The 24,413-nt window shown below is 52.4% G+C and carries 22 protein-coding genes and 1 tRNA gene; 17 read left to right on the forward strand and 6 right to left on the reverse strand.

The annotated features are described in order from the left end of the window. Positions 1–60: 60 nt before the first annotated feature. The 8 genes from purN (at position 61) to B7989_RS06345 (ending at position 6,380) form a co-directional block, all read left to right on the forward strand. Positions 61–651, forward strand: coding sequence for a phosphoribosylglycinamide formyltransferase (purN, locus tag B7989_RS06310; protein WP_088627714.1), 591 nt, complete (start codon positions 61–63; stop codon positions 649–651). A gap of 3 nt (positions 652–654) precedes the next feature. Beyond that, entirely contained in the window at positions 655–1,413 is a 759-nt protein-coding gene (locus B7989_RS06315; RefSeq protein ID WP_088627715.1) for a ribonuclease HII, read from the forward strand. 166 nt (positions 1,414–1,579) lie between these two features. Next, positions 1,580–2,245 (forward strand): MotA/TolQ/ExbB proton channel family protein, encoded by a 666-nt coding sequence (locus B7989_RS06320; protein ID WP_088627716.1) that lies wholly within the window; start codon positions 1,580–1,582, stop codon positions 2,243–2,245. Positions 2,246–2,253: 8 nt separating this feature from the next. Further along, positions 2,254–2,661, forward strand: coding sequence for a biopolymer transporter ExbD (locus B7989_RS06325; RefSeq protein ID WP_088627717.1), 408 nt, complete (start codon positions 2,254–2,256; stop codon positions 2,659–2,661). Next, positions 2,662–3,411, forward strand: a complete 750-nt coding sequence (locus tag B7989_RS06330; protein ID WP_233144278.1) for an energy transducer TonB — start codon at positions 2,662–2,664, stop codon at positions 3,409–3,411. Between the two features lie 69 nt (positions 3,412–3,480). Beyond that, positions 3,481–4,770 (forward strand): translocation protein TolB, encoded by a 1,290-nt coding sequence (locus tag B7989_RS06335; protein ID WP_233144279.1) that lies wholly within the window; start codon positions 3,481–3,483, stop codon positions 4,768–4,770. Beyond that, entirely contained in the window at positions 4,767–5,354 is a 588-nt protein-coding gene (locus tag B7989_RS06340) for an OmpA family protein (RefSeq protein WP_088627719.1), read from the forward strand. The genes B7989_RS06335 and B7989_RS06340 overlap by 4 nt, the downstream gene beginning before the upstream one ends. Before the next feature lie 78 nt (positions 5,355–5,432). Next, on the forward strand, positions 5,433–6,380 hold the full coding sequence (locus B7989_RS06345; RefSeq protein ID WP_144264983.1) for a tol-pal system YbgF family protein: 948 nt from the start codon (positions 5,433–5,435) through the stop codon (positions 6,378–6,380). 103 nt (positions 6,381–6,483) lie between these two features. Here B7989_RS06345 and murA read toward each other — a convergent pair whose 3' ends face one another. Together murA and B7989_RS06355 are read right to left on the reverse strand one after the other, a co-directional pair. Beyond that, on the reverse strand, positions 6,484–7,761 hold the full coding sequence (murA, locus tag B7989_RS06350; RefSeq protein WP_088627720.1) for a UDP-N-acetylglucosamine 1-carboxyvinyltransferase: 1,278 nt from the start codon (positions 7,759–7,761) through the stop codon (positions 6,484–6,486). A gap of 139 nt (positions 7,762–7,900) precedes the next feature. Next, positions 7,901–8,674 (reverse strand): RDD family protein, encoded by a 774-nt coding sequence (locus tag B7989_RS06355; RefSeq protein ID WP_088627721.1) that lies wholly within the window; start codon positions 8,672–8,674, stop codon positions 7,901–7,903. Positions 8,675–8,714: 40 nt separating this feature from the next. Between B7989_RS06355 and rapA the strand changes: the two genes are divergently transcribed. The 7 genes from rapA to B7989_RS06395 all read left to right on the forward strand — a co-directional run bounded on the left by rapA (position 8,715) and on the right by B7989_RS06395 (position 19,235). Further along, positions 8,715–11,699, forward strand: a complete 2,985-nt coding sequence (gene rapA / locus B7989_RS06360) for an RNA polymerase-associated protein RapA (RefSeq protein ID WP_233144280.1) — start codon at positions 8,715–8,717, stop codon at positions 11,697–11,699. A 3-nt stretch (positions 11,700–11,702) separates the two neighbouring features. Further along, complete coding sequence (gene proB / locus B7989_RS06365) at positions 11,703–12,842, forward strand: glutamate 5-kinase (protein ID WP_088627723.1); 1,140 nt, start codon at positions 11,703–11,705, stop codon at positions 12,840–12,842. A gap of 77 nt (positions 12,843–12,919) precedes the next feature. After that, a complete protein-coding gene (gene scpB, locus B7989_RS06370) occupies positions 12,920–13,627 on the forward strand; it encodes an SMC-Scp complex subunit ScpB (protein WP_072797100.1) in 708 nt (235 codons plus the stop codon). Further along, complete coding sequence (mutS, locus tag B7989_RS06375) at positions 13,627–16,239, forward strand: DNA mismatch repair protein MutS (protein WP_088627724.1); 2,613 nt, start codon at positions 13,627–13,629, stop codon at positions 16,237–16,239. Before scpB ends, mutS begins: the two co-directional genes overlap by 1 nt. After that, a complete protein-coding gene (locus B7989_RS06380) occupies positions 16,236–16,739 on the forward strand; it encodes an HD domain-containing protein (protein ID WP_088627725.1) in 504 nt (167 codons plus the stop codon). The genes mutS and B7989_RS06380 overlap by 4 nt, the downstream gene beginning before the upstream one ends. Before the next feature lie 73 nt (positions 16,740–16,812). Next, positions 16,813–17,517 (forward strand): hypothetical protein, encoded by a 705-nt coding sequence (locus B7989_RS13855; protein ID WP_144264984.1) that lies wholly within the window; start codon positions 16,813–16,815, stop codon positions 17,515–17,517. A gap of 14 nt (positions 17,518–17,531) precedes the next feature. Next, positions 17,532–19,235 carry a thrombospondin type 3 repeat-containing protein gene (locus B7989_RS06395; RefSeq protein ID WP_088627728.1) on the forward strand — a complete coding sequence of 568 codons (1,704 nt, stop codon included), beginning with the start codon at positions 17,532–17,534 and terminating at the stop codon, positions 19,233–19,235. Positions 19,236–19,313: 78 nt separating this feature from the next. Here B7989_RS06395 and metF read toward each other — a convergent pair whose 3' ends face one another. Together metF and B7989_RS13975 are read right to left on the reverse strand one after the other, a co-directional pair. Continuing rightward, on the reverse strand, positions 19,314–20,204 hold the full coding sequence (gene metF / locus B7989_RS06400) for a methylenetetrahydrofolate reductase [NAD(P)H] (protein ID WP_088627729.1): 891 nt from the start codon (positions 20,202–20,204) through the stop codon (positions 19,314–19,316). A 154-nt stretch (positions 20,205–20,358) separates the two neighbouring features. Then, positions 20,359–20,625, reverse strand: a complete 267-nt coding sequence (locus tag B7989_RS13975) for a hypothetical protein (RefSeq protein WP_158212873.1) — start codon at positions 20,623–20,625, stop codon at positions 20,359–20,361. Between B7989_RS13975 and B7989_RS06405 the strand changes: the two genes are divergently transcribed. Further along, a complete protein-coding gene (locus tag B7989_RS06405) occupies positions 20,624–21,943 on the forward strand; it encodes an FISUMP domain-containing protein (protein WP_158212874.1) in 1,320 nt (439 codons plus the stop codon). The two genes, B7989_RS13975 and B7989_RS06405, sit on opposite strands and share 2 nt — an antisense overlap. Positions 21,944–21,995: 52 nt before the next feature. Further along, positions 21,996–22,069, forward strand: a tRNA-Arg gene (locus B7989_RS06410). A 359-nt stretch (positions 22,070–22,428) separates the two neighbouring features. Here B7989_RS06410 and groL read toward each other — a convergent pair. Both groL and groES read right to left on the reverse strand, forming a co-directional pair. Beyond that, entirely contained in the window at positions 22,429–24,063 is a 1,635-nt protein-coding gene (gene groL / locus B7989_RS06415) for a chaperonin GroEL (protein ID WP_088627731.1), read from the reverse strand. 40 nt (positions 24,064–24,103) lie between these two features. Beyond that, the gene (gene groES, locus B7989_RS06420) at positions 24,104–24,385 is read right to left on the reverse strand and encodes a co-chaperone GroES (RefSeq protein ID WP_088627732.1); all 282 of its coding nucleotides are present in this window, start codon (positions 24,383–24,385) and stop codon (positions 24,104–24,106) included. Positions 24,386–24,413: the final 28 nt, after the last annotated feature.

Below are 24,413 nucleotides of genomic sequence, written 5' to 3' on the forward strand. Positions count from 1 at the left end.
ATCCTGATGAATATCTGCTAGCATCAAACAATCCTAGATTATTTTTCTATCTTTGGCGCCATGTTTAAAATAGGCGTGATGGCTTCCGGTGGTGGAAGCAACTTTAAAGCAATCATTGACCGCATTGGCGAGGGCGACCTCGAGGCCCAATGCAAGTTCCTGATCACCAACAATGGTGGTTGCGGGGCTGTTTCTCACGCGGAATCTTACGGGATTCCCGTTTTCCATATTTCGGGCAAAACGCATTCCGATAGGGCTGCTTACGAAGCCGCTCTTTTAGAAGTCATCGATCGCTACGATATTGATTTGTTGATTTTGGCGGGCTATATGAAGGCCTTGCCGGCAAGCCTCATCAAAAGGCTTCCGGATCGCATTCTGAACATTCACCCCTCGCTTTTGCCCAAGTATGGCGGCAAGGGCTTCTGGGGAATTCACGTGCATGAGGCCGTGGTTGCTGCCCACGAAAAGGAATCGGGCCCGACGGTTCACTTGGTCAGCGAAGAAATCGACCAGGGCCGAATCTTGGCGCAGACGAAGGTTCCGGTGCTCGCAGACGACACTCCCGAGGTCTTGGCAGCCCGCGTGCTGGTGCAGGAACACGCCCTCTACTGGAAGACGATTAAGGATTACGCCGCTCAATTAGGCTTGTAACCCATGAAATTCAAGGTTCCGGCATTTCTCGAAGGCATTGAAGCCCCTGTCGATGGCGAAATCGCCATGCGCAAGTTCGCCGCGCAAGCGGGGGAGAACGCGATCGTGGTCGGTATCGACGAAGTCGGTCGTGGCCCGCTGGCAGGCCCGGTGGTGGCGTGTGCAGCCGTCCTGAAGGCGCCCGATGCGCTCCTGACGCTCAACGACTCCAAGAAGCTCACTCGCCCCAAGCGCGAAGCCATGTACCAGGATGTGCAAGATGCCTGTGCCTGCTTTGCCGTGGCAAGCGCCTCGGTCGAAGAAATTGACCGCATGAACATTCTGGAAGCGGACTTTCTGGCCATGCGCCGCGCCCTGCAGGCCCTGGGCATGCCCGGCTTGCATGAATCCGCCCCTCAAATCCCGGTATTCCAGAAAGGCTCCTTTGCCGAGGTTCTCGGCTCGCCGCTCAAGGCCCAGGGCTCGTTGCTCATCGCCGTCGACGGCAATCTCAAAATTCACGGGATTCCCGAAGAAATGCAGATTCCCGTGGTCAAGGGCGATGGCCGCATTGCAAGCATCTCGGCAGCCTCGATTTTGGCAAAAGTATTCCGTGACCGCTACATGGACGACCTCGAAAAGAAGTTCCCCGGCTACGGTTTTGACAAGCATGCCGGTTACGGAACCAAGGCTCACCTTGACGCAATCCGCCGTCTCGGCATGACTGCGGAACATCGTAAAAGCTTTCACCCCAAGAGTTTACAGACGGAGCTTGATCTGTAGGCCTGTTTTTGTAAACTTTTGTTTCTTACGATATTGTTGCAAATTTTACCTAGGACCCCGGAATTTTTTCCGTGGTCTTTTGCTATATTGTTGTCAAACAACAAGATACGAGTCTTTTTCCGGCTAACGGGAGGTGATTTTGAACAATTCGGTACCTTTACTCCAAATGCTTTCGCAGTCCGACATCGCGACAATCGTGATTTTGGGCATCTTGGCGGTCATGTCGCTCGGTTCGTGGGGCATTATCATTGTAAAGTACATCGTGAATCGCAAGAACCAGCGCGCAAACGTCGTGTTCTTCCGCGAATTCATTAACGTGCGCCAGTTCGTGGAATTGCAGGGCCTCTGCGAAACCGCCGATGACAGTGCGCTCCGCAGTCTTACCTCCGAGGTGCTCAAGGAAGCCTCCAAGTTCAGTAACTTCGTGAGTTACGACTCCATCCAGCACCGCGCCTCGCTCCTGGAAGATACCATCCAGCGCTCGATCGAAGGCTTGCGCCTGACTGAAGACCGCTACCTCGGCTTCTTGGCCACGTGCTCCAACCTCGCCCCGTTCTTCGGACTTTTGGGTACGGTGTGGGGAATCATGGTCGCCTTCTTCCAGATCGGTCAGCATGGCTCGGCTGACCTTACCGTGGTCGCTCCGGGTATCGCTATGGCTTTGATTACCACGGTTGCAGGCCTTGTGGTCGCAATTCCCGCCTCTGCCGGATACAACTATTTTACCGCCCGCAACGGTCAGAACGAAATCTCGTACTTCAACTTCGGCTCCCAGGTGCTCAGTCTCTTTAAGCGCGGAGACTTGCTCGCCCTTGAAGAAGTGGCTGGCTAGGAGGCTTTGTGAAGCGCAGTCGCGGTAAAGAACTTAAGCAGGAAATGAACCTCACGAACATGATCGATATCGTGTTCGCGATTCTGATTGTGTTCATTATTTCTGCGCCTCTCATGAGCCAGGGTGTCAAGGTGGACCTGCCTAAGGCAGAAGCCCCGACCATGGAACAAGAGAAACTCTTGAAGGTTTCAATCACCAAAAACGAGGAACTCTACATTGCCGACATGATGGTCGACTTCGCGAGTTTCAACAACGTGTTCAAGTCGCTCTGGAACGGCGAGATGGCGGTGGTCATCAATGCCGACGAGTCGGTGAACTATGGCCTTGTGATGAAAGTGGTGACCCAGGTGCAAAAGCTCGGGGTGACCAAGCTCGGATTCCTGACGATGAATCCCAAGGAAAAACCGGGGAAGTAGGTGAGCGAAGAAAGAAACATCCAATACTTCTCGTCGCAAGACGATGGAATGACGACGAAGATCATCGTTTGTGCGGTGGTGTTCCATTTGCTGGTGATCGGTATTTGTGTTGCCTTCCATTTTGTGAATTTCAAGCATGAACAGGAACCGATTCCGGTGTTTGAAATGGTGCAGGTGCAGCAGGCGGTACAACCGCGTCCGCAGCCGCCGCGCCCCAAGCCGGTAGAACCGAAACCGCCTGAACCCAAGCCGCTCGAGCCTAAGCCCAAGCCGGAACCTAAACCGAAGGTTGACCCGCAGCTGCCGCCCGAACCCAAGGTCGAAGAAAAACCGCCCGAACCGGAGCCGGTGGAAGAACCGCAGCCGGAACCTGAACCGGAACCGCAGGATGATTTTGAAGTAGACGACCTGGATCTGCCGACATCGGTGGAGGCCCCGAGCCTGAACCCGGTCGGGTCTGTAGACATGGACCCGCTGATGCAAGTTTATTTGGAACGTTTAAAACAAATTATCATGAGCAATTTCAATCCGCCCTCGAACCTGAACGTGCGTCGCGACGTAAAGACCACGGTGCAGTTTACGGTGGACCGCTTTGGTGGCATTACGGCGATTACCCTCAAGCGCAGTTCCGGTAACAAAACTTGGGACCACTTGTCGGTGCGTGCTGTGCAGATTTCGAAGGTTCCGGAACTTCCGCCCAATTTTAGAGCCCCCTCGCTGGTGCTTCACTTTAATTTCACACCGAATTAAGGTGATTGTGGTCTGGGGTAGCGAAAAATTGTATTATATTGAACAAACGAGTGGATTAGAATGGAAAAAATGAGATTTCTTGTAAGCGTTGCAGCCTTTGCACTGGCCATGCTGCCGGTGACATCGCATGCGACCATCGATACGATTGCCGTGGATGTGGGTATTTCTGTCTTCAAGACGATGCCCATTGGCGTTGTTCCCTTTGCAGAAAAGAAGTCCATTGACTGGATCGAAGAAAAACCACACTTGATCGTGACTCGCGATGCAAACCTTTCTGGCCGCTTCGACGTGATTTCTTCGGACAAGTTTGACTTGCCGAAATTCAGTAAGGCCCATGCCAAGCATTACATTACGGGTAAGGTAACGCCTGTCGGCAAGATGCTGAAGGTGGAATGCTTCTTGTATGCTTCGCAGACCAAGGATGTGATGCTCGGTGAATCTTACACGGTGGAACAGAAGGACATGCGCCGTGCCTTGCACCAGTTCTTTGATCAGGTGATTTACCGCCTCTGGGGCGAACGCGGTGTGGCCTCGACCAAGCTTGCCTACGTGTCCAAGATGGACGGCGTCAAGCAGGTGGTGGTGTCCGACTATGACGGATTCCATCGCAGCCAGATTACCCGCGACACGACTATTAGCATGATGCCTGTTTGGATGAAGGGCAATGCCGGTCTTTATTATGTGAATTTCAAGACGCACCGTCCGAAGCTTTATTCCAAGACTTTTGGTGGCGTGGAAAAGTCGGTGTTCCCGCAGTTGGAACAGACTTACAGCCCGGCTGTGAACCCGAAGACCGGTGAGCTCTTGTTCTCGAGCACGGTGGACGGCAAGACGGATTTGTATATCGGTGATCCTTCTACGGGTAGGGCTAAAAAGTTTGCTTACCTCAAGTCCAACCAGACGAGTCCGGCCTGGAGCCCGTATGCCTCGGAAGTGCTCTTTACGAGTGACCGTGGCGGTGGCCCGCAGATTTTTGCGATGGGCAAGGATGGTTCCGATTTGCGCCGCGTGACTTTTATGGGTCGCTATAACGAACGCGCCGCCTGGTCGCCCGAAGGGGACCGCATCGCCTACACCTCGATGGATGCGGGTCACATGAATATTTACACCTGCGCGCTCGACGGTTCTGACATTGTGCAGCTCACGAGCAATGCCGGTAACAACGAACACCCGACTTGGTCGCCCGATGGCAAGCTGATTGCCTTCGCTAGCAACCGTAGCGGTTCGTACCAGATTTACATTATGAGAAAAGACGGCTCCAACGTTACGCGAATCACCAATTCCGGTGAAAACACTTCGCCCACTTGGTCTTTCTTCTATGACGATTTTAAACAACCAAAAAAGGAAGGTAAAAAATGAAGAACTTCGTTAAACTCGCTGTAGTGGCATCTGCCGCAGCCCTCTGCCTTGTCGCTTGCGCCAAGAAACAGCAGCCCCAGACCGAACCGGAAGCCGCTCCGGCTCCTGCCGCTGTCGCTCCGGCTGCAGAACCTAATGCAGATTCCCTGGCTGCTGAACAGGCTCGCCTCGAAGCTGAACGCCTGGCTGCCGAACGCGCCCGCTTGGAAGCTGAACGCGCCCGTCTCGAAGCCTTGATCAACCAGATCATGAGCGAAGACGTGTACTTTGACTTTGACCGTTCTGAACTCACCGAAAAGGCTAAGGAACTCTTGGCTCAGGTGGGCGAACTCCTGATCAAGGAAGAACGCTTCACGATTACGATCGAAGGCCACACCGACGCTCGCGGTACTGAAGACTACAACTTCACTCTCGGTGCAAAGCGTGCCATGAAGGTGAAGGAATTCCTCGTTGCTTACGGCATTGACGCCAAGCGCATGGAATCGGTCAGCTACGGTAAGGAAGCTCCGAAGGTTGAAGGTGCAACCGAAGAAGCCTACTCCCAGAACCGTCGCGCCAACTTCCGCGTGAACATCAAGGAATAAGATTCTTTAAATTTCGTCATCGTCTTGCCTGTTGTTGCAGGCGAGGAATTTTGCGGATAATTAAAAAGAACCTGTTATATGAAAAACAAAAAATTGAACATCGTATTTCCCTTGCTTATGGTCGCAGCCCTGACGGGTTGTAGCCAGATGACGGTTCTCCGTACACAGGAAATGAAGGCTGTCGGCGCTGAAGTTCAGGCCAACCTTGATTCTGTGTCGGCTCAGCTTCAGGCTCAAAACGACTCTCTGCGTGCTGAGCTGGATGCGGCTGCGCTTGCGCAAAAGCGCATGCAGGCCGAAATCACCATGCTTTCGCGTCGCGTGGCCGACGAATCCGAACGTAACGATTCTAGGCAAGAAGAAATCATCTACCGCCTGGACATGTTGCTCGGCAAGTCCGACAAGATCTTGGCGAAGAAGGTGGTCGTGAGCGGAGCGCCTGCTGCGCCCGTGTCTATGGATAGCCTGGAACGCGAAGCCGAAAAGCTCGTGGAAGCCGAAGCGATGTTCAATACGGCCCGCTCCGATTACCACCGCGGTGAATTCAAGCTGGCCTACAGCGGTTTCAAGCAGGTTTACGAACAAATGAAAGAAGGCGAACTCGCCGAGAATTCGCTTTACTGGATGGCTCTTTGCTTGATTGATGTCAACCAGATTGACAAGGCGAAAAAGGTCTTTGCCCGCATGTCGGAAGCCTTCCCCGACGGCCAGAAGACCTGCCCCGCATTGTTCAAGCTTTCGGGCCTTTATGGCGAAGAATGCGACATCAACATGCAGAAGCAGTACCTGCAGAAGATTCTTTCTACCAAGTCTTGCGAAAAGTCTGCCGAATTTGAACAGGCGGCCGAAATGTTGCAGGAAATCTTGGAAAAAGAAGACAAGAAATCTGCCGGTGAACCTGTGGAACGTTGCGTACCTGTGGTGCGTGAACCGGTTGCCCCGACTTCTCGCGTAAAGCCCGCAGAAGACAAGGCCTCGGAACCGACTGCCAGCGCAACGGCTGAATCTACGGAAGCCGCCCTGTAATAGTTCAAAAATCTTTCAAAACGAAAACTCCGACGATAGCTTCGCCGGAGTTTTTTCTTTAGTCTCTCGTCTGTAGCCGCGTAGCGGCGTTCTCTCGTCTAGTCTACGGTTCGTCGGCGTCGATGATGACGCGCTTGACTTCGGCGCCGAGCTTAGCCATCTTGGCTTCGAAATCTTCGTAACCGCGGTCGAGGTGGTAAATGCGGCTAATCTTGGTTTCGCCTTCGGCGATTAACGCGGCGAGCACAAGTGCTGCGGAGGCGCGGAGGTCGGAGCCCATCACGTCGGCACCTTCCAGCGGGAGGCCGCCCTTGATGGTGGCGGTGTTGCCGCTGAGCGTAATGCTTGCGCCCAGGCGTTCCATTTCGGCCACGTGCTTGAATCGGTCGTTATAGACGGTATCTTGAATCACGCTGTTGCCCGGAACCGAGAGGAGCGTTGCCATAAGCGGTGCCTGCATGTCGGTGGGGTAGCCCGGGAACGGGAGCGTCTGAATCGTAATCGGCTTGAGTTCCACGTTGCGGGCGTCGACTTCGGCCCAGTCAGGGCCGACGGATACCTTGCAGTTCATGTCGCGGAAGGCATCGAGTGTCGAGGCGATGTGTTCGGGAATAATCTTGGTGACCTTGACGCGGCCACGCGTAATGGCGGCACCACAAAGGTAGGTGCCTGCTTCGATACGGTCGGGAATGGTGACGCCATTACCCGGGCGTAGAGCTTCTACGCCCTGCACCGTAAGGGTGCGCGTGCCGCGCCCTTGAATCTTGGCGCCCATGCCGATGAGGTAATCGACGAGGTTATCGATTTCAGGTTCGAGGGCAGCATTCTGCAACACGCTGGTGCCCTTGGCAAGCGTTGCGGCCATCAGTACGTTCACCGTGGCGCCCACGCTGGAAATCGGGAAATGGAATGTACCGCCGGGGAGGCGTCCGTCGCAAGTGGCTTCTACGTAGCCGTGAGTCACGGTAATCTTGGCGCCCAAGGCTTCGAGGCCTTTCAGGTGCAAGTCCACAGGGCGCGGGCCCCAAGCGCAACCGCCCGGGAGAGACACGCGGCAGCGGCCAAAGCGAGCTACCAGAGGACCGAGCACATAGAAGCTTGCGCGCATGGTCTTCACGAGTTCGTAAGGGGCTTCCAGATGGTCGGCACCACGGGTGTCGATTCTTAAGGTGTGGGCTTCGCCACCGATGTGGCAACCGATCACGCGCAGCACATCGGACATAGTCTTCATGTCTTTGAGGTGCGGAACGTTCGTGATTTCGGAGACGCCGTCGGCCAAGAGGGCTGCTGCCATTACGGCAAGGACTGCGTTCTTGGCGCCGGAAATTTCAACTTCGCCGTCGAGCGGCTTTTTAACCTGAGGTACAATAAACTGGTACATAGTAAAATTAGACTTAAATTTTTTGCATTTATAAGATAGTAAAAGTACCGGGTTTTAGGGGCGTGCCCCTAGGAGAGAGGGTAGAGAAAAACCCGGCTGTGTGCAGCCGGGGTTTGAACGAGGGAGAGACCTCTCCCTTTTAATTATTCTTTTTTCTCTCGTCTTTCGTCTCTCGTTTAATCATATCGTGCACAACTCTTGTGCGGGCGATGTGGTCGTGGAGGGCGCGGCGCTTGGGGTCGATGAATACAATCAGGTAGCCAAGGCCGTAGAACATGAGCGTGCATTGCGTAATCAGGCTTGCAATAAAGCGAAGTGCGGCGCTCACCCAGCTCATGGGCTCACCGTGGGCGACTTCGACATGGATCTTCACGAGCATTTTGCCGGGAGTCGCCGACTTGATGGCTGTAAATGCGATAAAGTAAATGGCTTGCACGATGCCCCAGATAATCAGGAACAGGTGCGTGCCGGGAACGTCAATCACCTTGTTCAAAGCCTCTTCGGAGGTGGGATTGCTAATGTAGGCGTTCATGGCATCGCCAAGGACGTTCAAGTCTATTGCCTGAACGGCGCTCATGATCATCAGAATCAAGACGCCTGTTGCAGACAAAATAACGTTGTCGATAAAGTAGGCGATAGCGCGGACAAAGAATCCGGCGTAATGCTTGCCCTTGTTGTGTTCGGCGATGATAGCTTCGAGGGCAGCCTTGATCTGTTCTTCTTCGGAAAGCGGGACTTCCTTGGATTCTTCGGTATCTTTCCAGGCGACCCAGGCTTCCATGCCCGAATGCCACACTAAAGTTTCGTCTTTGATGACGCCATCTTTTACAAAGTCCCTGATTTCGTCGATATTAAAGGGACCTTTGCGTCGTTCACCGTCTGTTACGGTTTCATCTATGTAGTACCAAATCATGATGAGCCATAATTTAGAAAAAAAGCTACATTTTGGAGGTATGATGAATTTCAAGATTGGCCAACGCTATGTAAGTCAATCGGAACCTACTCTCGGGCTTGGTATAGTCACCGAGGTGCAAGACCGTATTGTTAAGATTTCTTTCCCCGCTGTAAGTGATGTCCGTTGCTACCGTTCCATGGGTGCCCCTGTGGATCGCTTTGAACTTTCGGTGGGCGATACCGCCAAGAGCGAAAAGGGAATGTCTTTTACCGTGGAATCGGTGAAAGAGGTGGACGGCTTGTTGGTTTATACGGGCCGCGCCGGCAGACAGATGAAGGAATCTGAACTGAGCGGCAAGATTTCGATTGCGCGTCCTGCGGACTTGTTCAAGGCCCTCATGGAAAATCGCGTGTCGAACAGTGTGCAGTTCGGTCGCCGCGAATCGGCCATGGAACTTTCTTGCAAGTGGATTTCTTCGCCGGTGCGTGGCATGATTGGCCCGCGTACCTCGATGATTCCGCACCAGTATTATTTGTGCCAGCGCGCCTGCGACAGTTCGACGCTCCCGCGCCTGATGCTCTCTGACGAAGTGGGCCTCGGTAAGACGATTGAAGCCGGCATGATTTGGCATGCGCTCAAGGCCCGCGGTCGCTTGACCCGTACTTTGATTATTGTGCCCGAAACGCTGAAGCACCAGTGGCTTGTGGAGATGAAACGCCGCTTTAACCACTTGTTCACGCTGGTGGATGAAGGCTACATCAAGGGCCTGTTCGTGAACGACGACGATGACCGCCCGAATCCGTTCACGATTGCAAACGATATTATTTGCTCCATCGACTTCTTGATCAAGCAACCCGCGTTGATCGAAGACTTGCTCAAGACGACTTGGGACATGGTGATTATCGACGAAGCGCATCACTTGGTTTGCGAAGACGGATTCACGAGCCACGAATATTTGTTGGCTAACGCCGTGATTCAGCGCTCGAAGGGCGTGCTCCTTTTGACGGGTACGCCGCTGCAGTTCCACCCGGAATCGCAGTTCAACCGTTTGAAGATGCTCGACCCCGTGCGCTTTGCGGACTACAACAGCTTTATCAAGGACCAGGATGCCTACCGCAAACTGGTGAACGAACTTTCGAAGTTGCCGACGGACCCTGGCCAGACCATGAGCTGGGACGACTTGAACGAATGTGTGCCGAAGAAATCGATTATCCGTCCGTGGCTTGAACAGGAAAGCGCAAAGAGCATGCCTGCCGACGAATGGATCCGCCGCATTGTGGATGCCGTGGGTACAGGTTCGGTGGTGTTCCGCAATACCCGTAAGGGCGTGGGCGGATTCCCGAAGCGCGTGCTCGACGAAATCCCGCTGGAACCGAACAAGAATTACCGCGACATGGTGAACGTGGCTGCCGAAAACGATTTGGACATGTCCACCGACATTCAGGAAAACGGCCTGCTTTGCACGAGCTATTCCGATGCCTGGGCGCTCGACGAACGCTACGTGTGGCTTAAGGGATTCTTGAAGGAACATGCCAACGACAAGGTGCTCCTGATTTGTGAATCCATCCAGGTGGTTCAGGCTCTTGAAACGCTTTTGAACGAATACATGGGCGAGGGCGCCTTCTCGATGTTCCATGAGAACATGACGATTATGGCCCGCGATAAGGCAGCTGCAAACTTCAGCAGAGAAAACGGCGCGAACTTGTTGATTGCATCTGAAATCGGTTCCGAAGGCCGCAACTTCCAGTTTGCCCACCATTTGATTCTGTTTGACTTGCCCCTCGATGCCGCCTTGGTGGAACAGCGTATTGGCCGCTTGGACCGTATCGGTCAGACCGAAAACATCATTATTCACGTGCCGTATGTGAAGGGCTCCGGTCAGGAAGTCATGTTCCGCTGGTACCACAACGGCTTGAACGCCTTCGGTACTCCGATGATGAGCGGTGGCGAACTGTTCCTCAAGTACACCGACGAACTGATTGCCGCTTTGGCCGAACCGCAGGCATTGCTCCAGAACTTTGTGGATACGGTGATTCCGCAGGTCAAGAAAGACTGCGACACCATGCGCAAGAATATTGAAAAGGGCCGCGACCGCTTGCTGGAATTCAACTCCCGCAATCCGGCGAAGGCTAAAGAAATTACCGATGCCATCTTGAAGATTGACGCTGACAAGGATTTGGAAACGCTGGTGTTCTCGTCGCTGATGGACCGCGGTCTTGAAATCGAAAAGAGCAAGATTAAGGGCTGCTACATCATTAGCATGGGTACGCAGGTGGAATCGGGTTCGATTCCTGGCATGCCCGAAAGCGTTGGCATGGCTGGCGCCGGTGGCGGTGGCCGCGTGACGCAGGCCGTGGGTAATTTTGAAGAAAGCTCGGGCGGTGGCGACGAAGATGCTCGCTTCTGCGATACGTCTAGCTTGACTGTGACCTTTGACCGCAACGTGGCCATGGTGCACGACGAAGTGGACTTTGTGAGCTTGGAACACCCGCTTTCGCAGGGCGTGATTGACTTTGAAACCTCACTGGACAACGGTGCTGTGGCTTGCAACATCTGGCAGAATTCCGGAATGCGCGGCCTTGTGATGCAGTACAACTTTGCGGTGGACTTCTCGGTCTCCGAAGAATGGGGCGTGTCTGACCTTGCGGGCCCGCGCTACATTAGCGTGCTTGTGAACCCGACAGGTGAAGACTTGACCGAAAAGGTTCCGGAACTGAAAGCCGCAAGCTTCAAGGATGTGCCTGTTCCGCAGGGCAATGCCGCTGTGAACATGACGCTCAAGTATTTCGGTAAAGAAGGCCTCGCCATCGCTCGCCGCATTGTGTCTGCCAAGGCGAAGGAAATTGCTGAAGTGGCCGCTGCCGCAGTCGAAGCCCGCGCCGAGCAGGAATACCAGCGTATGAACCATTTGCTTAGCATGCGTGGCAAGGCGGGTAACAACACCCAGCTGCAACAGCTCCGCAAGAATGCCCAGGAATGGAAAAAAGTAATTTCGAACCCGCAACTCCGCCTCGATGCAATCAGGCTTTTGGTGTGTAGGTAATCTATGAGTGAATTAAGAAAGAATATTCTCGATGAATCCCGTCGCATTGTCGTAAAGATCGGGTCCCGTATTTTGGTCGACTCCGAAAGGGGCGGCGTTCGCACCCGTTATATCCAGAAACTCGCCGATTCCGTCGCTCGCCTCATGGAAGCGGGCAAGGAAGTTGTGATTGTCACAAGTGGTGCCGTGGGAACAGGCATGAGCCAGCTCGGTTACAAGGAAAAGCCGACGGTGCTTGCCGAAAAGCAGGCCTGCGCTGCCGTGGGCCAGATTGACTTGATGTACGCCTACCGCGAAATGTTCCGCTGGATGCAACTTTCTGTGGGTCAGATTCTTTTGTCTGCCGAAGACTTCCGCGACCGCAACCGCTACAAGAATTTGCAGAACACCATCAAGGCGATGCTTGCCCGTAAGATTGTCCCGATTATCAACGAAAACGACTCTCTCGCCGTCGCTGAAATCAAGGTGGGCGATAACGACAAGCTTTCGAGCGACGTGGCACTCTTCCTTGATGCGGACTTGCTTTTGATTTTCACGGACGAAGATGGACTCTTCGATGACAATCCGAAGAAGAACCCGAACGCCCGTTTGCTCCGTTTTGTGCCGGAAATTACGCCTGCTGTATTGGCCCTTGCGGGTAAGCCCGGTGAAACGGGCTCCGCCGTGAGTACCGGCGGTATGCGCAGCAAGCTGGAAGCCATCCGTAACGTGACCAAGAGCGGTTGCAATGCGTTCCTCGCCAGTGGCATGAAGGTGTTGCCGCACCAAGTGATTTTTGAAAATGCCGAAGGCACGCTCTTTGTGGGCTCCAAGAAAAAGCTCAATAGCCGTCAGCGCTGGCTCAGCTTCGTGACGACTCCGCGCGGTGCCGTGGTGGTTGACGAAGGTGGCGTGAAGGCTTTGCGCGAAAAACATTCTAGCTTGCTCCCCGTGGGCGTGTGCGCCGTTAAGAAACACTTTGACAAGGGCGACTTGATTGAAGTCTTGAGCCCGTCGGGTGATGCGGTCGCGCGCGGCGTGGCCGGCTTTGACAGCGAAACACTCAAGCTCGTGTTGCGCAAGAAAACTGCTCAGGTTCATGAGATTCTGGGCAAGGATGTTCCCGACGAACTGATTCATAAGAACGACTTGGTCGTGTTCTAGCTTAGAATGTCATCCCGGCCCCCGAGCCGGGATCTATTGGTAGATCTTGAACTGAAAATTTGTATCTTGGTAAGCGTATGGAAGAAAATCAGAATTTGGACGATTTGGCCGAAGAATCGGCGGAACTCCCGAAAGTCGAGAGCCAAGAGGATTTGGCCCGCATTATCCAGGCGCTCGTGTTTGCGTCTCCTGACATTGTGACGCTTAAAAAGCTGCGCGAAATTCTGGGTGATTTTTTGGATGCGCGCTTGGTGTCCGATGCGCTGATTGCGGCGAACGATTCGCTGAACAAGATTAATTCCCCGTTCGAAATCGTGGAACAGGCGGGCGGTTACCGCTTTAGAACGCGAGCCAAGTACTACCCGTGGGTGCGCAAGCTGTTCCCCGAAGCAAACGCCCGTAGGCTCAGTCAGGCGGCGCTTGAAACTTTGGCGGTGATTGCTTACCAGCAGCCGATAACCAAGGCGGCGATTGAACAGGTGCGTGGCGTGTCGTCGGTGGATGGCCCGATTCGTAACTTGCTCGACAAGGGCTTTATTGCATTGGGTAGTCGTGCCGATACGGTGGGAAACCCCTATACCTACGTGACCACGCAGGAATTCATGAAGTATTTTGGCATCAACCGCATCCCGGAAGACTTGCCGAGACTCCGCGAATTCAGTGAACTTCTGGAAGCGGGCGCCTTGGTGCCGCAGTATGCGAAACCCGAATCGGTGAGCCCCGAAGAACCGGTGCAGCCCGAAGAAAATCCGGACCAGGTTGAATTGTCGATGGGAGATGCCTAATGGCTGTAACCCCGTTAATGCAGCAGTATTACGAGATCAAGAAACAGAATCCCGGCTGCATCTTGTTTTTTAGAATGGGCGACTTCTTCGAACTTTTCGAAGACGATGCCGTGGTTGCCTCGAAGATTTTAGGACTCACGCTCACGAGCCGCAACAACGGCGCCTCGGGAGCAACGCCCTTGTGCGGGTTCCCGCACCATGCAGCAGACCGTTACGTGCCCAAGATGGTGGCGGCGGGCTACCGCATTGCCATTTGCGAACAGGTAGAAGACCCGAAGCTTGCAAAGGGAATCGTCAAGCGCGACATTGTAGAAATCATCAGTGCCGGCACTGCGATGGACGAATCGAACCTGAATGCGAAAGAGGCGAATTACCTTTGCGCGTTTATTCCCGAAAAGGATTCGGTTTCGTTTGCGATTGCCGACGTGACGACGGGCTACTTGGCCGCTTGCAAGAGTTCGGTGCAGGCTTTTGAATGTGAATTCTGCCGCCGTATGCCCAAGGAAGTCGTGGTGCCCGAAGGAACTTCGATTCCAAGCGGTGTGATGGACTTGATTCGTTCCGAAAACATTCTGGTGACGGAACTTCCGGCATTCCTGTTCGGCGAAGATTCCGCGAAGGATGTGCTGTTTACGCACTTTAAGGTCGAGGCTTTGGACGGTCTCGGTCTGGACGGGCGAGTGGTCGAAACCCAGGTGACGGGAGTGCTTCTCCAGTACCTGATGGACCAGAAGAAGTCCGAACTTTCGCATTTTACGACGCTCGAGATTCTGAATCTCGACGACTACATGACGCTCGATCCGAGTACGCTGCGTAACTTGGAACTGGTGCGCCCGCTGAATGCTGACGACATTAGCAGTACGCTTTGCTACGTGCTCGACTTTACGGTGACTGCCATGGGCGGGCGCAATCTGAAGGAGTGGGTGAGCCACCCGCTGATTTCGGTGGACCGCATTAAGGAACGTGAAGACGCAGTCGAGGAACTCGTCAATAATCCGGTCGCTCTCGATGAGCTTAAGGAATCGCTGACTTCGATTCTCGATATGGAACGCCTGATGGGCCGTGTGGGGTCCGGACGCGCGAATGCCCGCGACTTGGCGGGCATGGGCCGTTCGCTTTCGCAGGCCTCCAAGGTGGCCGATGTGCTTGAAGGATTGAACTCGCCGATTTTTGAACCGATGCGAGCGGCCCTCATTGCCGCCCGAGGCCGTGGCGAAGAACTCCTCTCGCAGTTTAACGATGACTTGCCGCTGACCGTTCGCGAGGGCGGCATGATTCGCGCGGGTGCAAACGCGGAACTCGATGCCATGAACGAAGACATCAAGGAACGCCGCGAATGGATTGCCTCCTTGGAAGTCCGTGAACGTGAACGCCTCGGCATCCCGAGCCTTAAGGTCGGCTACAACCGTGTCTTCGGTTACTATATCGAAATTACCAAGGCGCAGATGGCGAAGGCGACTGCCCCGATTCCTGACGAATACATTCGCAAGCAGACGACGGTGAACGGCGAACGCTATATTACGCCCGAGATGAAGGAATGCGAATCCATCATTAGCAACGCCGAAGTCAACATTCATGCGCTGGAATACAAGATTTTCTGCGAACTCCGCGAACGCGTAAACAGCTGGCGTGCCGAACTCCAGGAAATCGCGAATGCGATTGCCCATGTAGATACGCTTTATAGCTTTGCCCGCGCCGCTCGCAAGTACAATTACGTTTGCCCCGAAGTCTTCGAAGGCTCGGGTATCGAAATCAAGGGCGGTTTCCATCCGGTGATTGTCGCGGTCAATTCGGACCTTGACTTTATCCCGAACGATGTGAACCTTTCGCCCGAAGCCACGCGCCTCATGCTCATTACGGGCCCTAACATGGCCGGTAAATCGACTTACCTGCGCCAGACGGGACTCATTGTGCTCATGGCGCAAATCGGCTGCTTCGTGCCGGCAGAAAGTGCCCGCATCGGCGTGGTGGACCGCATCTTTACGCGCGTGGGTGCAAGCGACCGCTTGAGCCGTGGTCTTTCGACGTTCATGGTCGAAATGATTGAAACCGCGAACATCTTGCGCAATGCAACTTCGCACAGCTTGGTGCTCCTCGACGAAATCGGTCGCGGAACCAGTACCTTTGACGGCCTCTCGATTGCGTGGGCGATTGTGGAAACTCTGCATGATGAACCGGCCCGTGCCGCCATCACGCTGTTTGCAACGCACTACCACGAACTTACTGGCCTTGTGGAAAGCCTTGAACACGCCGGAAACTTCCAGGTGGGTGTCCAGGAAAAGGGCGACAAGCTCATCTTCTTGCACAAGATTCTTGAAGGTGCTTGCGACTCCAGCTACGGTATTCACGTGGCCGAAATGGCGGGCCTTCCGAACAATGTGCTGCGTCGTGCCCGCAAGATTCTTTTGCGCCTCGAAAAGCAGAAGATTGACCCGAGTGATGGTGCTACCCACAAGAAGCTCATGGAAAAGCCGCAGGTCGATTTGTTCGCCCCTCCCGACGAATCTACGCAGCTCCTTAAGGAAGAAATCCGCCGCTTAAAACCCGAAGAAATGACTCCGATGCAGGCGCTCCAATGCCTGATGGACTTGAAGGAACATTACGGGAAATGATCGATTTTGCCGCCTTACAAGAGTTTGTCTATAGCAATCGAATCGTAGATTCAACGATTCATGGACTTTCTCATTGGCGGCAGGTGGAATTCAATGGCTTGCTCCTTGCGCCTATTACAGGTGCCGACGTGACAGTCGTGCGACTGTTCGCACTCTTTCACGACTGCAAGCGCGAAGATGACGGCTACGATGGCGAACACGGCGAGCGCGGAGCGGCCTTTGCCAAGGAATGCTTCGAAAAGGGCCTTCTCGAAATCACGCAGGAACAGTTCGACCAACTTTATCACGCCTGCTTTTACCACACCAAGGAACATCAGACTGATGATCCGACCATCAACACCTGCTACGACGCTGACCGCCTAGACCTCGGCCGCGTAGGCTTCGAGCTCAATCCAAAAAAAATGGCGACGATGCCGGGTGCAAGAATCGCCCACAAGTCCTTGCAGGCGAAAGTCAATGTTTACGAAATGCGTGAATGGCTAAAGACTATCGAAGTCTGACTTTTTTATAGAAAGTTTGTGTAAAATTTTATAAATTTGTATAAAATTTTACTTTTCAAGGAAAGGAGAAAAAATGAAAAGTCCCCTTTGGGCGGCAGCCCTATTTTTTGCCGTTATAATGGCGGTTTCTGCCTATGCCGGTTCGGCTCGAATACTTCGGGTGACCATGAATGATGGTTCGACCAAGCAGTTCTTGGTAAACTACATCTCTAAGATTACGTTTACGGCGACGGACCAGGATATTAGCAGCTCTAGTGCGATTGTGGAATCTAGTTCTAGCGTGGCGTCTAGCTCCAGCACGATCAAGGAATCCAGCTCTAGCGTGGCGTCCAGTTCCAGCGCGACCGAGAAATCCAGTTCTAGCGTGGCGTCTAGCTCCAGCGCGACCGAGAAATCCAGTTCTAGCGTGGCGTCTAGCTCCAGCGCGACCAAGACATCCAGCTCTAGCGTGGCATCTAGCTCCAGTGTAACAGTGGAATCCAGTTCCAGCGAAGAGGAACATTCAACAGGTATTGTTACTGCCGATTTCAAATCGAACGTGATTTGGGATGCCCGTCAGCAGACCCTTCTCCTGTATTCTGAAAGAGAGGCGAATGCTCGCGTGACCATTTTCGACATTCATGGAATTCGTCTTGGACGTCTGAATTTTGCGGTCGTTAGCGGATTCAACGGGTTCTCTTTGTCGAACATGAATCTTGCAAACGGAAAGTATGTGTTGCATGTTGACTTGGGTGGCAAACGTTCTCAAAATGTCATCGCTATCGGTAGCGCAAAGTAAGGAGGATTGTTAAAATGTTCAAGAAATTATTTGTATCCCTTGCTTTGGCTAGCTCCGCTTTTGCAGGTCAGATTGCAATTGATGTTGACTATGGCTCTGCTTCGATATCGCCTAAGGAACACTTGACGAAGTTGGATTCGGTCAAGTTTTTGGTCGGTGCAAGTGGCGACTATAAGGATTCCCTGCTTTGGGCAATGTACGGCAAAGGCGTTTTTGAAACGTATCCTCTCTTTGTTTTGTCGTGGATCAAGAACATTACGTTTGAGACTGTTCCTGAATACAACGAATCCCTGACGGTATCGGTAATCAAGAATGCGGTTAATGAGGGGGACAATGTCATTCCCCTGAAAGATGTTAAGTCCATTGATTTTTTTGATATGGACGATGAATTGGATTCCGATAACGATGGTTATACTGATGTGGACGAACTTTTCGTTATTGGCTCCGATCCGAACAAGTTCACTCACAAAAGCGTCGCTATCAAGGAAGTCTCTTTTTATAATGCAAAGAATGAAAAGGTGGGAACCGCTGCTGGAATGAGTTCGTATTCAAGGGATTCGTTGACAGTTGAGGTTGTGACGGAAGAACCTGTTTATGCCATCGAAGCCTCCTTCAATGGGACTCCGGTTGTCGTGACTCAGGGTGTCGATGCGCAACATTTCACGTTCAAGATACCGCCTCTTAAGGTTGCAGAAGAAGAAAAGGATGTTTCGGTGTTGGTTGTTTCCGAAGCAAAGAAAAAAATTAACTATACCTATAAACTTCCTTCCGGATTTATCGCTTATGATGCCTTAAGTTTGTCTACTTCTGATCATCAGTCGATAGAAGTGAATTTTGCACCGTCGATGAAAGACAGTCGTATTACCGGCTATGTGATTCTAAGGGCCGAAGCGTCCTCAAGTACGAATAACAGCGCTCTTGAAAATCTTTCCTTATCAAGCGACAAGGCTCTCAAGGATCAGCTTCCGAACGGTGTTACGATTGTAAAGGAACTGAATGATGTGTCATTAAAGGATTATACGTGGGAAAGTGATGGAACGACGTTGGCGACTTACATAGATAACGTCTCTGTTCCTTCTCCCTATTATACATATCGTGTCGTGGCTTACGTCAAGGAAAATATCAACGGCAAAGATGTTTACTCTTACAAGATGACTGTTGCGAAGACGAAGCGCGTTGGGCACATCTTGTTCCAGTACAAGGCCGTTGAATTCGGAACGGAGTATTATCTTTCGGGTTGCGTAGCTGATATGAGATTATTTGCGGATTTTGATTCGAATGATCCAGATAAAGCCCGATACAATTATTTCATTAAATCAGCAGGAAAAACTCTTAGTGGAGATATTATTTGGGAAACCAAAGCGGATAATGATAATTCTGATAACGATGCTGTCAGTATAAATACCAAAACCTATTCGAAAGAGGTGAGCAAGGATGGAGTGACTCTTTATCTGGCGAATAATTCAGATTGTTGGGGTGCTGACAAGGGACGGCCAAGACAGAAAATTTCGTGGTCTTATGCCAACATGGTCAAGGCTCTCAATGGAGAATTGGCTCTTACAGGAAAGGATGGAAACGCACCTAAGAATGGCTGGGTAGAATCGGTTTATACCTATGGAAAGGGTGGTGTTTCTTATGATGATCATTGTGGGTCCGGTTGTGGCGATGAACCGCGTGCCGGTTGGAAATTCAAGTTCTACTATGATTGGAATGATTAATTGCTGAAAATTAAAGCCCCTGGTTTTTACCAGGGGCTTTTCTTATAAAAGAATCATTCGTTATAATTGACGGAGTTTTTAACCAGCGAAATTCTTTCCGAGAATTGCAGTGACGTTCTTGAGAATGCCTTCTGCAACGTCAGGCTTGTTCATGGAATACACGTGAACGTTCGTGATGCCGTTGGCGTACAGGTCAATAATCTGGTCGCTTGCGTAAATGATGCCGGCCTGCTTCATGGCTTCGGGATCGCTGCCGAACTTGTCGACCAGCGACTTAAAGCGCTGCGGCATGAACGAACCGGAAAGCTTGATGGCGCGTTCCACCTGGTTCGCGTTCGTGATGGGCATAATGCCGGGGAGCACCGGGCAGTTGACGCCTGCGTCGCGCAGCTTGTAGAGGAAGCTGAAGAACAGGTTGTTGTCGAACACCATCTGCGTGGTCAAAAAGTCTGCGCCGGCATCGACCTTTTCCTTAAGGTGCTTGATGTCTTCGGCTTGGTTTGCACTTTCGGGGTGCTTTTCAGGGTAGCAGGCGGCACCAATGCAGAAGTCGGCATCAGAGGCCTTGAGTTCACGGATGAGCTCGACGGCATAGTGGTAGTCGCAATTGTCGCGGCCCTTTTCAATAAGTTCCGGGGTCAAGTCACCGCGGAGTGCCATCACGTTCTTGATGCCTGCGGCCTTCATGTCTTCGATGCGCTGGTGCACCGTTTCCTTGCTGCTGGAAACGCAGGTAAGGTGGGCGAGCATCGGGATGCCGAACTTTTGCTTGAGGTTCTTGGCAATATCAAGAGTAAAGTGGCTTACGCCGCCGCCAGCACCGTAAGTCACGCTCATGAAGGCGGGGCCAAGGGCTGCAATCGATTCGGTGGCGGCCTTTACGCTTTCGAAGCTCGTCTCTTTTTTAGGAGGGAACACTTCGAACGAAAGGCTCATCTTGTCTTGCTTCAGAATGTCAACAATCTTCATAATCTCTCCGTGGGCGGGTCGAACCGGCACCCTAAGTCTATGCAAATATTTTAATATATGCATAAATATAGATAAAAAAAGATTTTTTGGCTAGAGTACATTTTATTTGGTGTGCCCCATATGTAGGTGTTTGTAAATAAATGATATATTTGGCTTACAGGTAAACTATGCATTTCTTTGATAAATATTCATTTAGAGCTTTCTTTGGATTGCTGATTGTATTTTGTGGGGGCTTGTCTAGTTGCGGAGACAGCGATAACGAACTGACGAGAGGGCCTGTTGCCGAAAAAGAACTTGAGAGTTCTTCGTCAGAAGGAGGGGTTGTTGAATTCGTTTCCTGCTCTTCGTCAGGAGATTTTTTTGAGGAGGACATTTCTAGTTCTTCGGAAGAGAAAGAGATTGTTTTTTCATCTAGTTCCATGGAAGAATGGGTGGCATCATCCAGTTCTTCCGAATCGGCTCCTGCCAGTAGCGATAACAGGGCCCTTTTCGGTGATGACTATTTTACGAAAGATGGTATTGATTTCGTGAAGATAGGGGACCAGTCATGGATGGAAAAGAATATCAAGATTACCTCTGGTATCGACAGGGCGTATTTGAAGTGCTATAACAGCAAAGATGAAATGTGTGACAAGTATGGCACCTTGGCGTCTTGGACGGTTTTCACGAATACCTGGCGCTGGTTCAATGGCTACGACGGACCGTTGCTCATAAGCAATCCGGTTAAAGGCGCGTGCCCGAACGGCACCCACCTTCCCACAAAGGCGGAACTCGAGGAACTTATGGCCTTCCTTGAAGAACATCCCGATGAGGTGCTGAAACTCACGAATCAACTCGGCGGTGTTTACGGTGATGGTTTTCCGGACGACGAGAAATACTACGATGACGATGGCGACGACGTCGCCCTTATGGGTTACCATGGTGCAGAGGACAGCTTTGTGCTCATGGGGGGTGAACTTTCAGAGAAGGCGGATCCGAATTCGAAAACGCTGGGTGTGTGGAGCTTGCATTATGGCAAGAGTACGGGGATGACTCTCATAAAGATGAACGTTGGCAGAACGGCTTATGCGCGTTGCCTCGTGAACGACAGTACGGAAACGGTAGATGGTCCGGATACGCTGACGATTGCGCCGGGGTGTGATGAGACCCGCCGGGAAAACTGGAATTACCTGAATCCGGATGTCGAATATGGGTGTATCAAGGATGAGCGTGACGGAAGATTCTACAAGACGTTGATTATTGAAGGTAAGATTTGGTTTGCCGAAAACCTGCGCTATGTCCCCACGGAAAGTAGTTGGTGCTATACGGAAGAGGATGACGGCGAATGCGATATTTACGGTCGCTATTACAGTGGTACCGCAGTAAGGAGTCTTTCCGGGATTTGTCCGGAAAACTTCCATGTGGCAAGTGAGGCTGAAATAAGCAGGTTATCGGTAGACAATCAACTGGAACTGCTTTCTGCAGACGGATGGACTCAGTACAACAATACTGCCTTGAGTACGAACTCCACAGGATTTACGATTCTTCCTGGAGGGTGTCGCGGAGGGAATGAACCCGATTTTGGTTGGACCCTTGGTAAATTCGGTGGAATAGGGAGTACAGCCTATTTTTGGACAAGGGATCAAAACGGAATTTCTGAACATTATTATGCAGCCATAAGTAATCGTAAATCAGATAAATTTAGTTCATCGCACAAGTACAACGATTTTGCAATGCCTGTCCGTTGCGTTAAGAATTGACCTGCGGAAAATTGACACGAATAAGAAATTTTTTCTATATTTGCGCCACAACGCTCGAGTAGCTCAGTTGGATAGAGCAATTGCCTTCTAAGCAATGGGTCGTGGGTTCGAATCCCGCCTCGAGTATGAAAAAGGGTCCCCTTGAGGGGACCCTTTTTCATACTCGTTGGCGGGTGTAGTCGAACCTTGGTTCGACTACGGCGCAAGGCGAAGATGCGACGGCAAGCTAGCTTGCCGGCATATCAGAGCCGAAGCCGGAGCTTCTCCGCAAAGCGGAGAAGCATCCCGCCGTCATAACACAGAGGCTACAAAGCACGAAGTGCTTTGTGAGTCCCGCCGTGAATTATCTCTTCATTTCCGAGCCCCAGCCGGAACTGCTCGGCTATGCCGAGCAGACTCCCGCCTTCATAATCCAAATAATTTTATACAAAAAACGTCCGGTTCAAAGAACCGGACGTCCATAAGGAGTAGATTCTAGCGGTCGATTACATCATGCCGCCCATGCCACCCATGGAAGGATCCATGGCCGGAGCAGCCGGCTTCGGTTCCTTCTTTTCGGTGATCACGCAGTCAGTCGTGAGAATCATCGAAGCGATAGAAGAAGCGTTCTTGAGGGCCGTGCGGGTCACCTTAGCCGGGTCAATCACGCCAGCCTTGATGAGGTCTTCATAGGTGTCGGTCTTAGCGTTGTAACCGAAGGCGTCCTTGCCTTCCTTCACCTTGTTCACCACGACAGAGCCTTCGAGGCCAGCGTTCTGGACAATCTGGCGGAGCGGTTCTTCGATTGCGCGGCGGATGATGGCAGCGCCGGTCTTCTGGTCGGCGTTGTCGAACTTGAGGGCGTCAATGGCCTTTTCGGCACGGATGAGGGCTACGCCACCACCCGGAACGATACCTTCTTCGACGGCAGCGCGAGTTGCGTGCATAGCGTCGTCGACGCGGTCCTTCTTTTCCTTCATTTCAACTTCAGTAGCGGCACCGACCTTGATCACGGCAACGCCGCCCGCGAGCTTGGCCAAGCGTTCCTGGAGCTTTTCGCGGTCGTAGTCGCTGGTGGTAGCTTCGATCTGCTTCTTGATCTGGGCGATACGGCCCTTGATAGAAGCGGCGTCGCCAGCGCCTTCGACGATCGTGGTATTGTCCTTCGTGATGGTGATGGACTTGGCCTGGCCAAGAACCGTAACCGGAGCGTCTTCGAGCTTTGCACCCGTGTCTTCGGAAACGAGCATACCACCGGTGAGGATAGCGATATCTTCGAGCATTGCCTTACGGCGATCACCGAAGCCCGGAGCCTTGACTGCAGCGACCTTCAGGGTGCCGCGCATCTTGTTCACAACGAGCGTTGCGAGAGCTTCGCCATCGACGTCTTCGGCGATGATGAGGAGAGACTTGCCCTGCTTTGCAACGTGTTCGAGCATCGGGAGCAAATCCTTCATGGTAGAAATCTTTTTGTCGTACAGCAAGATGTACGGATTTTCGAGGCTGACTTCCATGCTGTCCGTGTTCGTGACGAAGTACGGAGAGAGGTAGCCGCGGTCGAACTGCATACCTTCGACAACGTCGAGGATGGTTTCAGCGGTCTTGGATTCTTCGATGGTGATCACACCGTCGTTACCGACCTTTTCCATAGCGTTGGCGAGGAGTTCACCAATTTCCGGGTCGTTGTTAGCAGAAATCGTTGCGACCTGGGCAATGTGTTCCTTGCCGTTGATCTTCACGGCCATCTTGCCGATTTCCTTGATCACGGCTTCGACAGCAGCGTCCATACCGCGCTTGATATCCATCGGGTTTGCACCGGCGGCCACGTTCTTGAGGCCTTCGCGAGTGATAGCCTGAGCGAGCACGGTAGCAGTGGTGGTACCGTCACCAGCAGCGTCAGAAGTCTTGTTGGCGACTTCCTTGGCCATCTGGGCGCCAAGATTTTCGTAAGCGTCTTCGAGTTCAACTTCCTTAGCGACAGATACGCCGTCCTTGGTGACGTTCGGGGCACCGAAGGCCTTTGCGATCATCACGTTACGGCCCTTAGGACCGAGGGTAACCTTCACTGCGTTGGCGAGTTTGTCCACGCCTTTCATCAGGGATTCGCGAGCTGCTACATCAAACTTAAGTTGCTTTGCCATTTTGTTTTTCCTTTTTTATTTAAAACCTTTTGTTGCGCTATTACAGAGTAGCGATGACGTCGGATTCCTTCACGATGAGGTAGTTTTCACCGTCAACGGTGACTTCGGTGCCGCTGTACTTGCCGTAGAGAACCACGTCGCCGACCTTGACTTCCATAGCGACGACTTCGCCCTTGTCGTTCTTGCGACCCGGGCCCACGGCCACGACCTTACCCTGCATCGGCTTTTCCTTGGCGTTATCCGGGATAAAGAGACCCGAAGAGGTCTTCTGTTCGGCTTCTGCCGGCTTGACGACGATTCGATCTGCAAGAGGCTTAATCATTTTCACTTTTCCTTTTTTGCGGGCTTTT

Origin of the sequence: Fibrobacter sp. UWB5, assembly GCF_002210295.1 — a bacterium.
Classification (GTDB): Bacteria; Fibrobacterota; Fibrobacteria; order Fibrobacterales; family Fibrobacteraceae; genus Fibrobacter.

Bases quoted from the DNA above. Each gene is read 5' to 3' on its own strand.
- B7989_RS06405 (WP_158212874.1), top strand. From the start codon at position 20,624: ATGGAAGAATGGGTGGCATCATCCAGTTCTTCCGAATCGGCTCCTGCC.
- groES (WP_088627732.1), bottom strand. From the start codon at position 24,385: ATGATTAAGCCTCTTGCAGATCGAATCGTCGTCAAGCCGGCAGAAGCC.
- B7989_RS06320 (WP_088627716.1), top strand. From the start codon at position 1,580: ATGCTTTCGCAGTCCGACATCGCGACAATCGTGATTTTGGGCATCTTG.
- B7989_RS06345 (WP_144264983.1), top strand. From the start codon at position 5,433: ATGAAAAACAAAAAATTGAACATCGTATTTCCCTTGCTTATGGTCGCA.
- mutS (WP_088627724.1), top strand. From the start codon at position 13,627: ATGGCTGTAACCCCGTTAATGCAGCAGTATTACGAGATCAAGAAACAG.
- purN (WP_088627714.1), top strand. From the start codon at position 61: ATGTTTAAAATAGGCGTGATGGCTTCCGGTGGTGGAAGCAACTTTAAA.
- B7989_RS06335 (WP_233144279.1), top strand. From the start codon at position 3,481: ATGAGATTTCTTGTAAGCGTTGCAGCCTTTGCACTGGCCATGCTGCCG.
- B7989_RS13855 (WP_144264984.1), top strand. From the start codon at position 16,813: ATGAAAAGTCCCCTTTGGGCGGCAGCCCTATTTTTTGCCGTTATAATG.
- B7989_RS06340 (WP_088627719.1), top strand. From the start codon at position 4,767: ATGAAGAACTTCGTTAAACTCGCTGTAGTGGCATCTGCCGCAGCCCTC.
- metF (WP_088627729.1), bottom strand. From the start codon at position 20,204: ATGAAGATTGTTGACATTCTGAAGCAAGACAAGATGAGCCTTTCGTTC.
- B7989_RS06395 (WP_088627728.1), top strand. From the start codon at position 17,532: ATGTTCAAGAAATTATTTGTATCCCTTGCTTTGGCTAGCTCCGCTTTT.
- proB (WP_088627723.1), top strand. From the start codon at position 11,703: ATGAGTGAATTAAGAAAGAATATTCTCGATGAATCCCGTCGCATTGTC.
- rapA (WP_233144280.1), top strand. From the start codon at position 8,715: ATGATGAATTTCAAGATTGGCCAACGCTATGTAAGTCAATCGGAACCT.
- murA (WP_088627720.1), bottom strand. From the start codon at position 7,761: ATGTACCAGTTTATTGTACCTCAGGTTAAAAAGCCGCTCGACGGCGAA.
- B7989_RS06355 (WP_088627721.1), bottom strand. From the start codon at position 8,674: ATGATTTGGTACTACATAGATGAAACCGTAACAGACGGTGAACGACGC.
- groL (WP_088627731.1), bottom strand. From the start codon at position 24,063: ATGGCAAAGCAACTTAAGTTTGATGTAGCAGCTCGCGAATCCCTGATG.
- B7989_RS06315 (WP_088627715.1), top strand. From the start codon at position 655: ATGAAATTCAAGGTTCCGGCATTTCTCGAAGGCATTGAAGCCCCTGTC.
- scpB (WP_072797100.1), top strand. From the start codon at position 12,920: ATGGAAGAAAATCAGAATTTGGACGATTTGGCCGAAGAATCGGCGGAA.
- B7989_RS13975 (WP_158212873.1), bottom strand. From the start codon at position 20,625: ATGGAACTAGATGAAAAAACAATCTCTTTCTCTTCCGAAGAACTAGAA.
- B7989_RS06380 (WP_088627725.1), top strand. From the start codon at position 16,236: ATGATCGATTTTGCCGCCTTACAAGAGTTTGTCTATAGCAATCGAATC.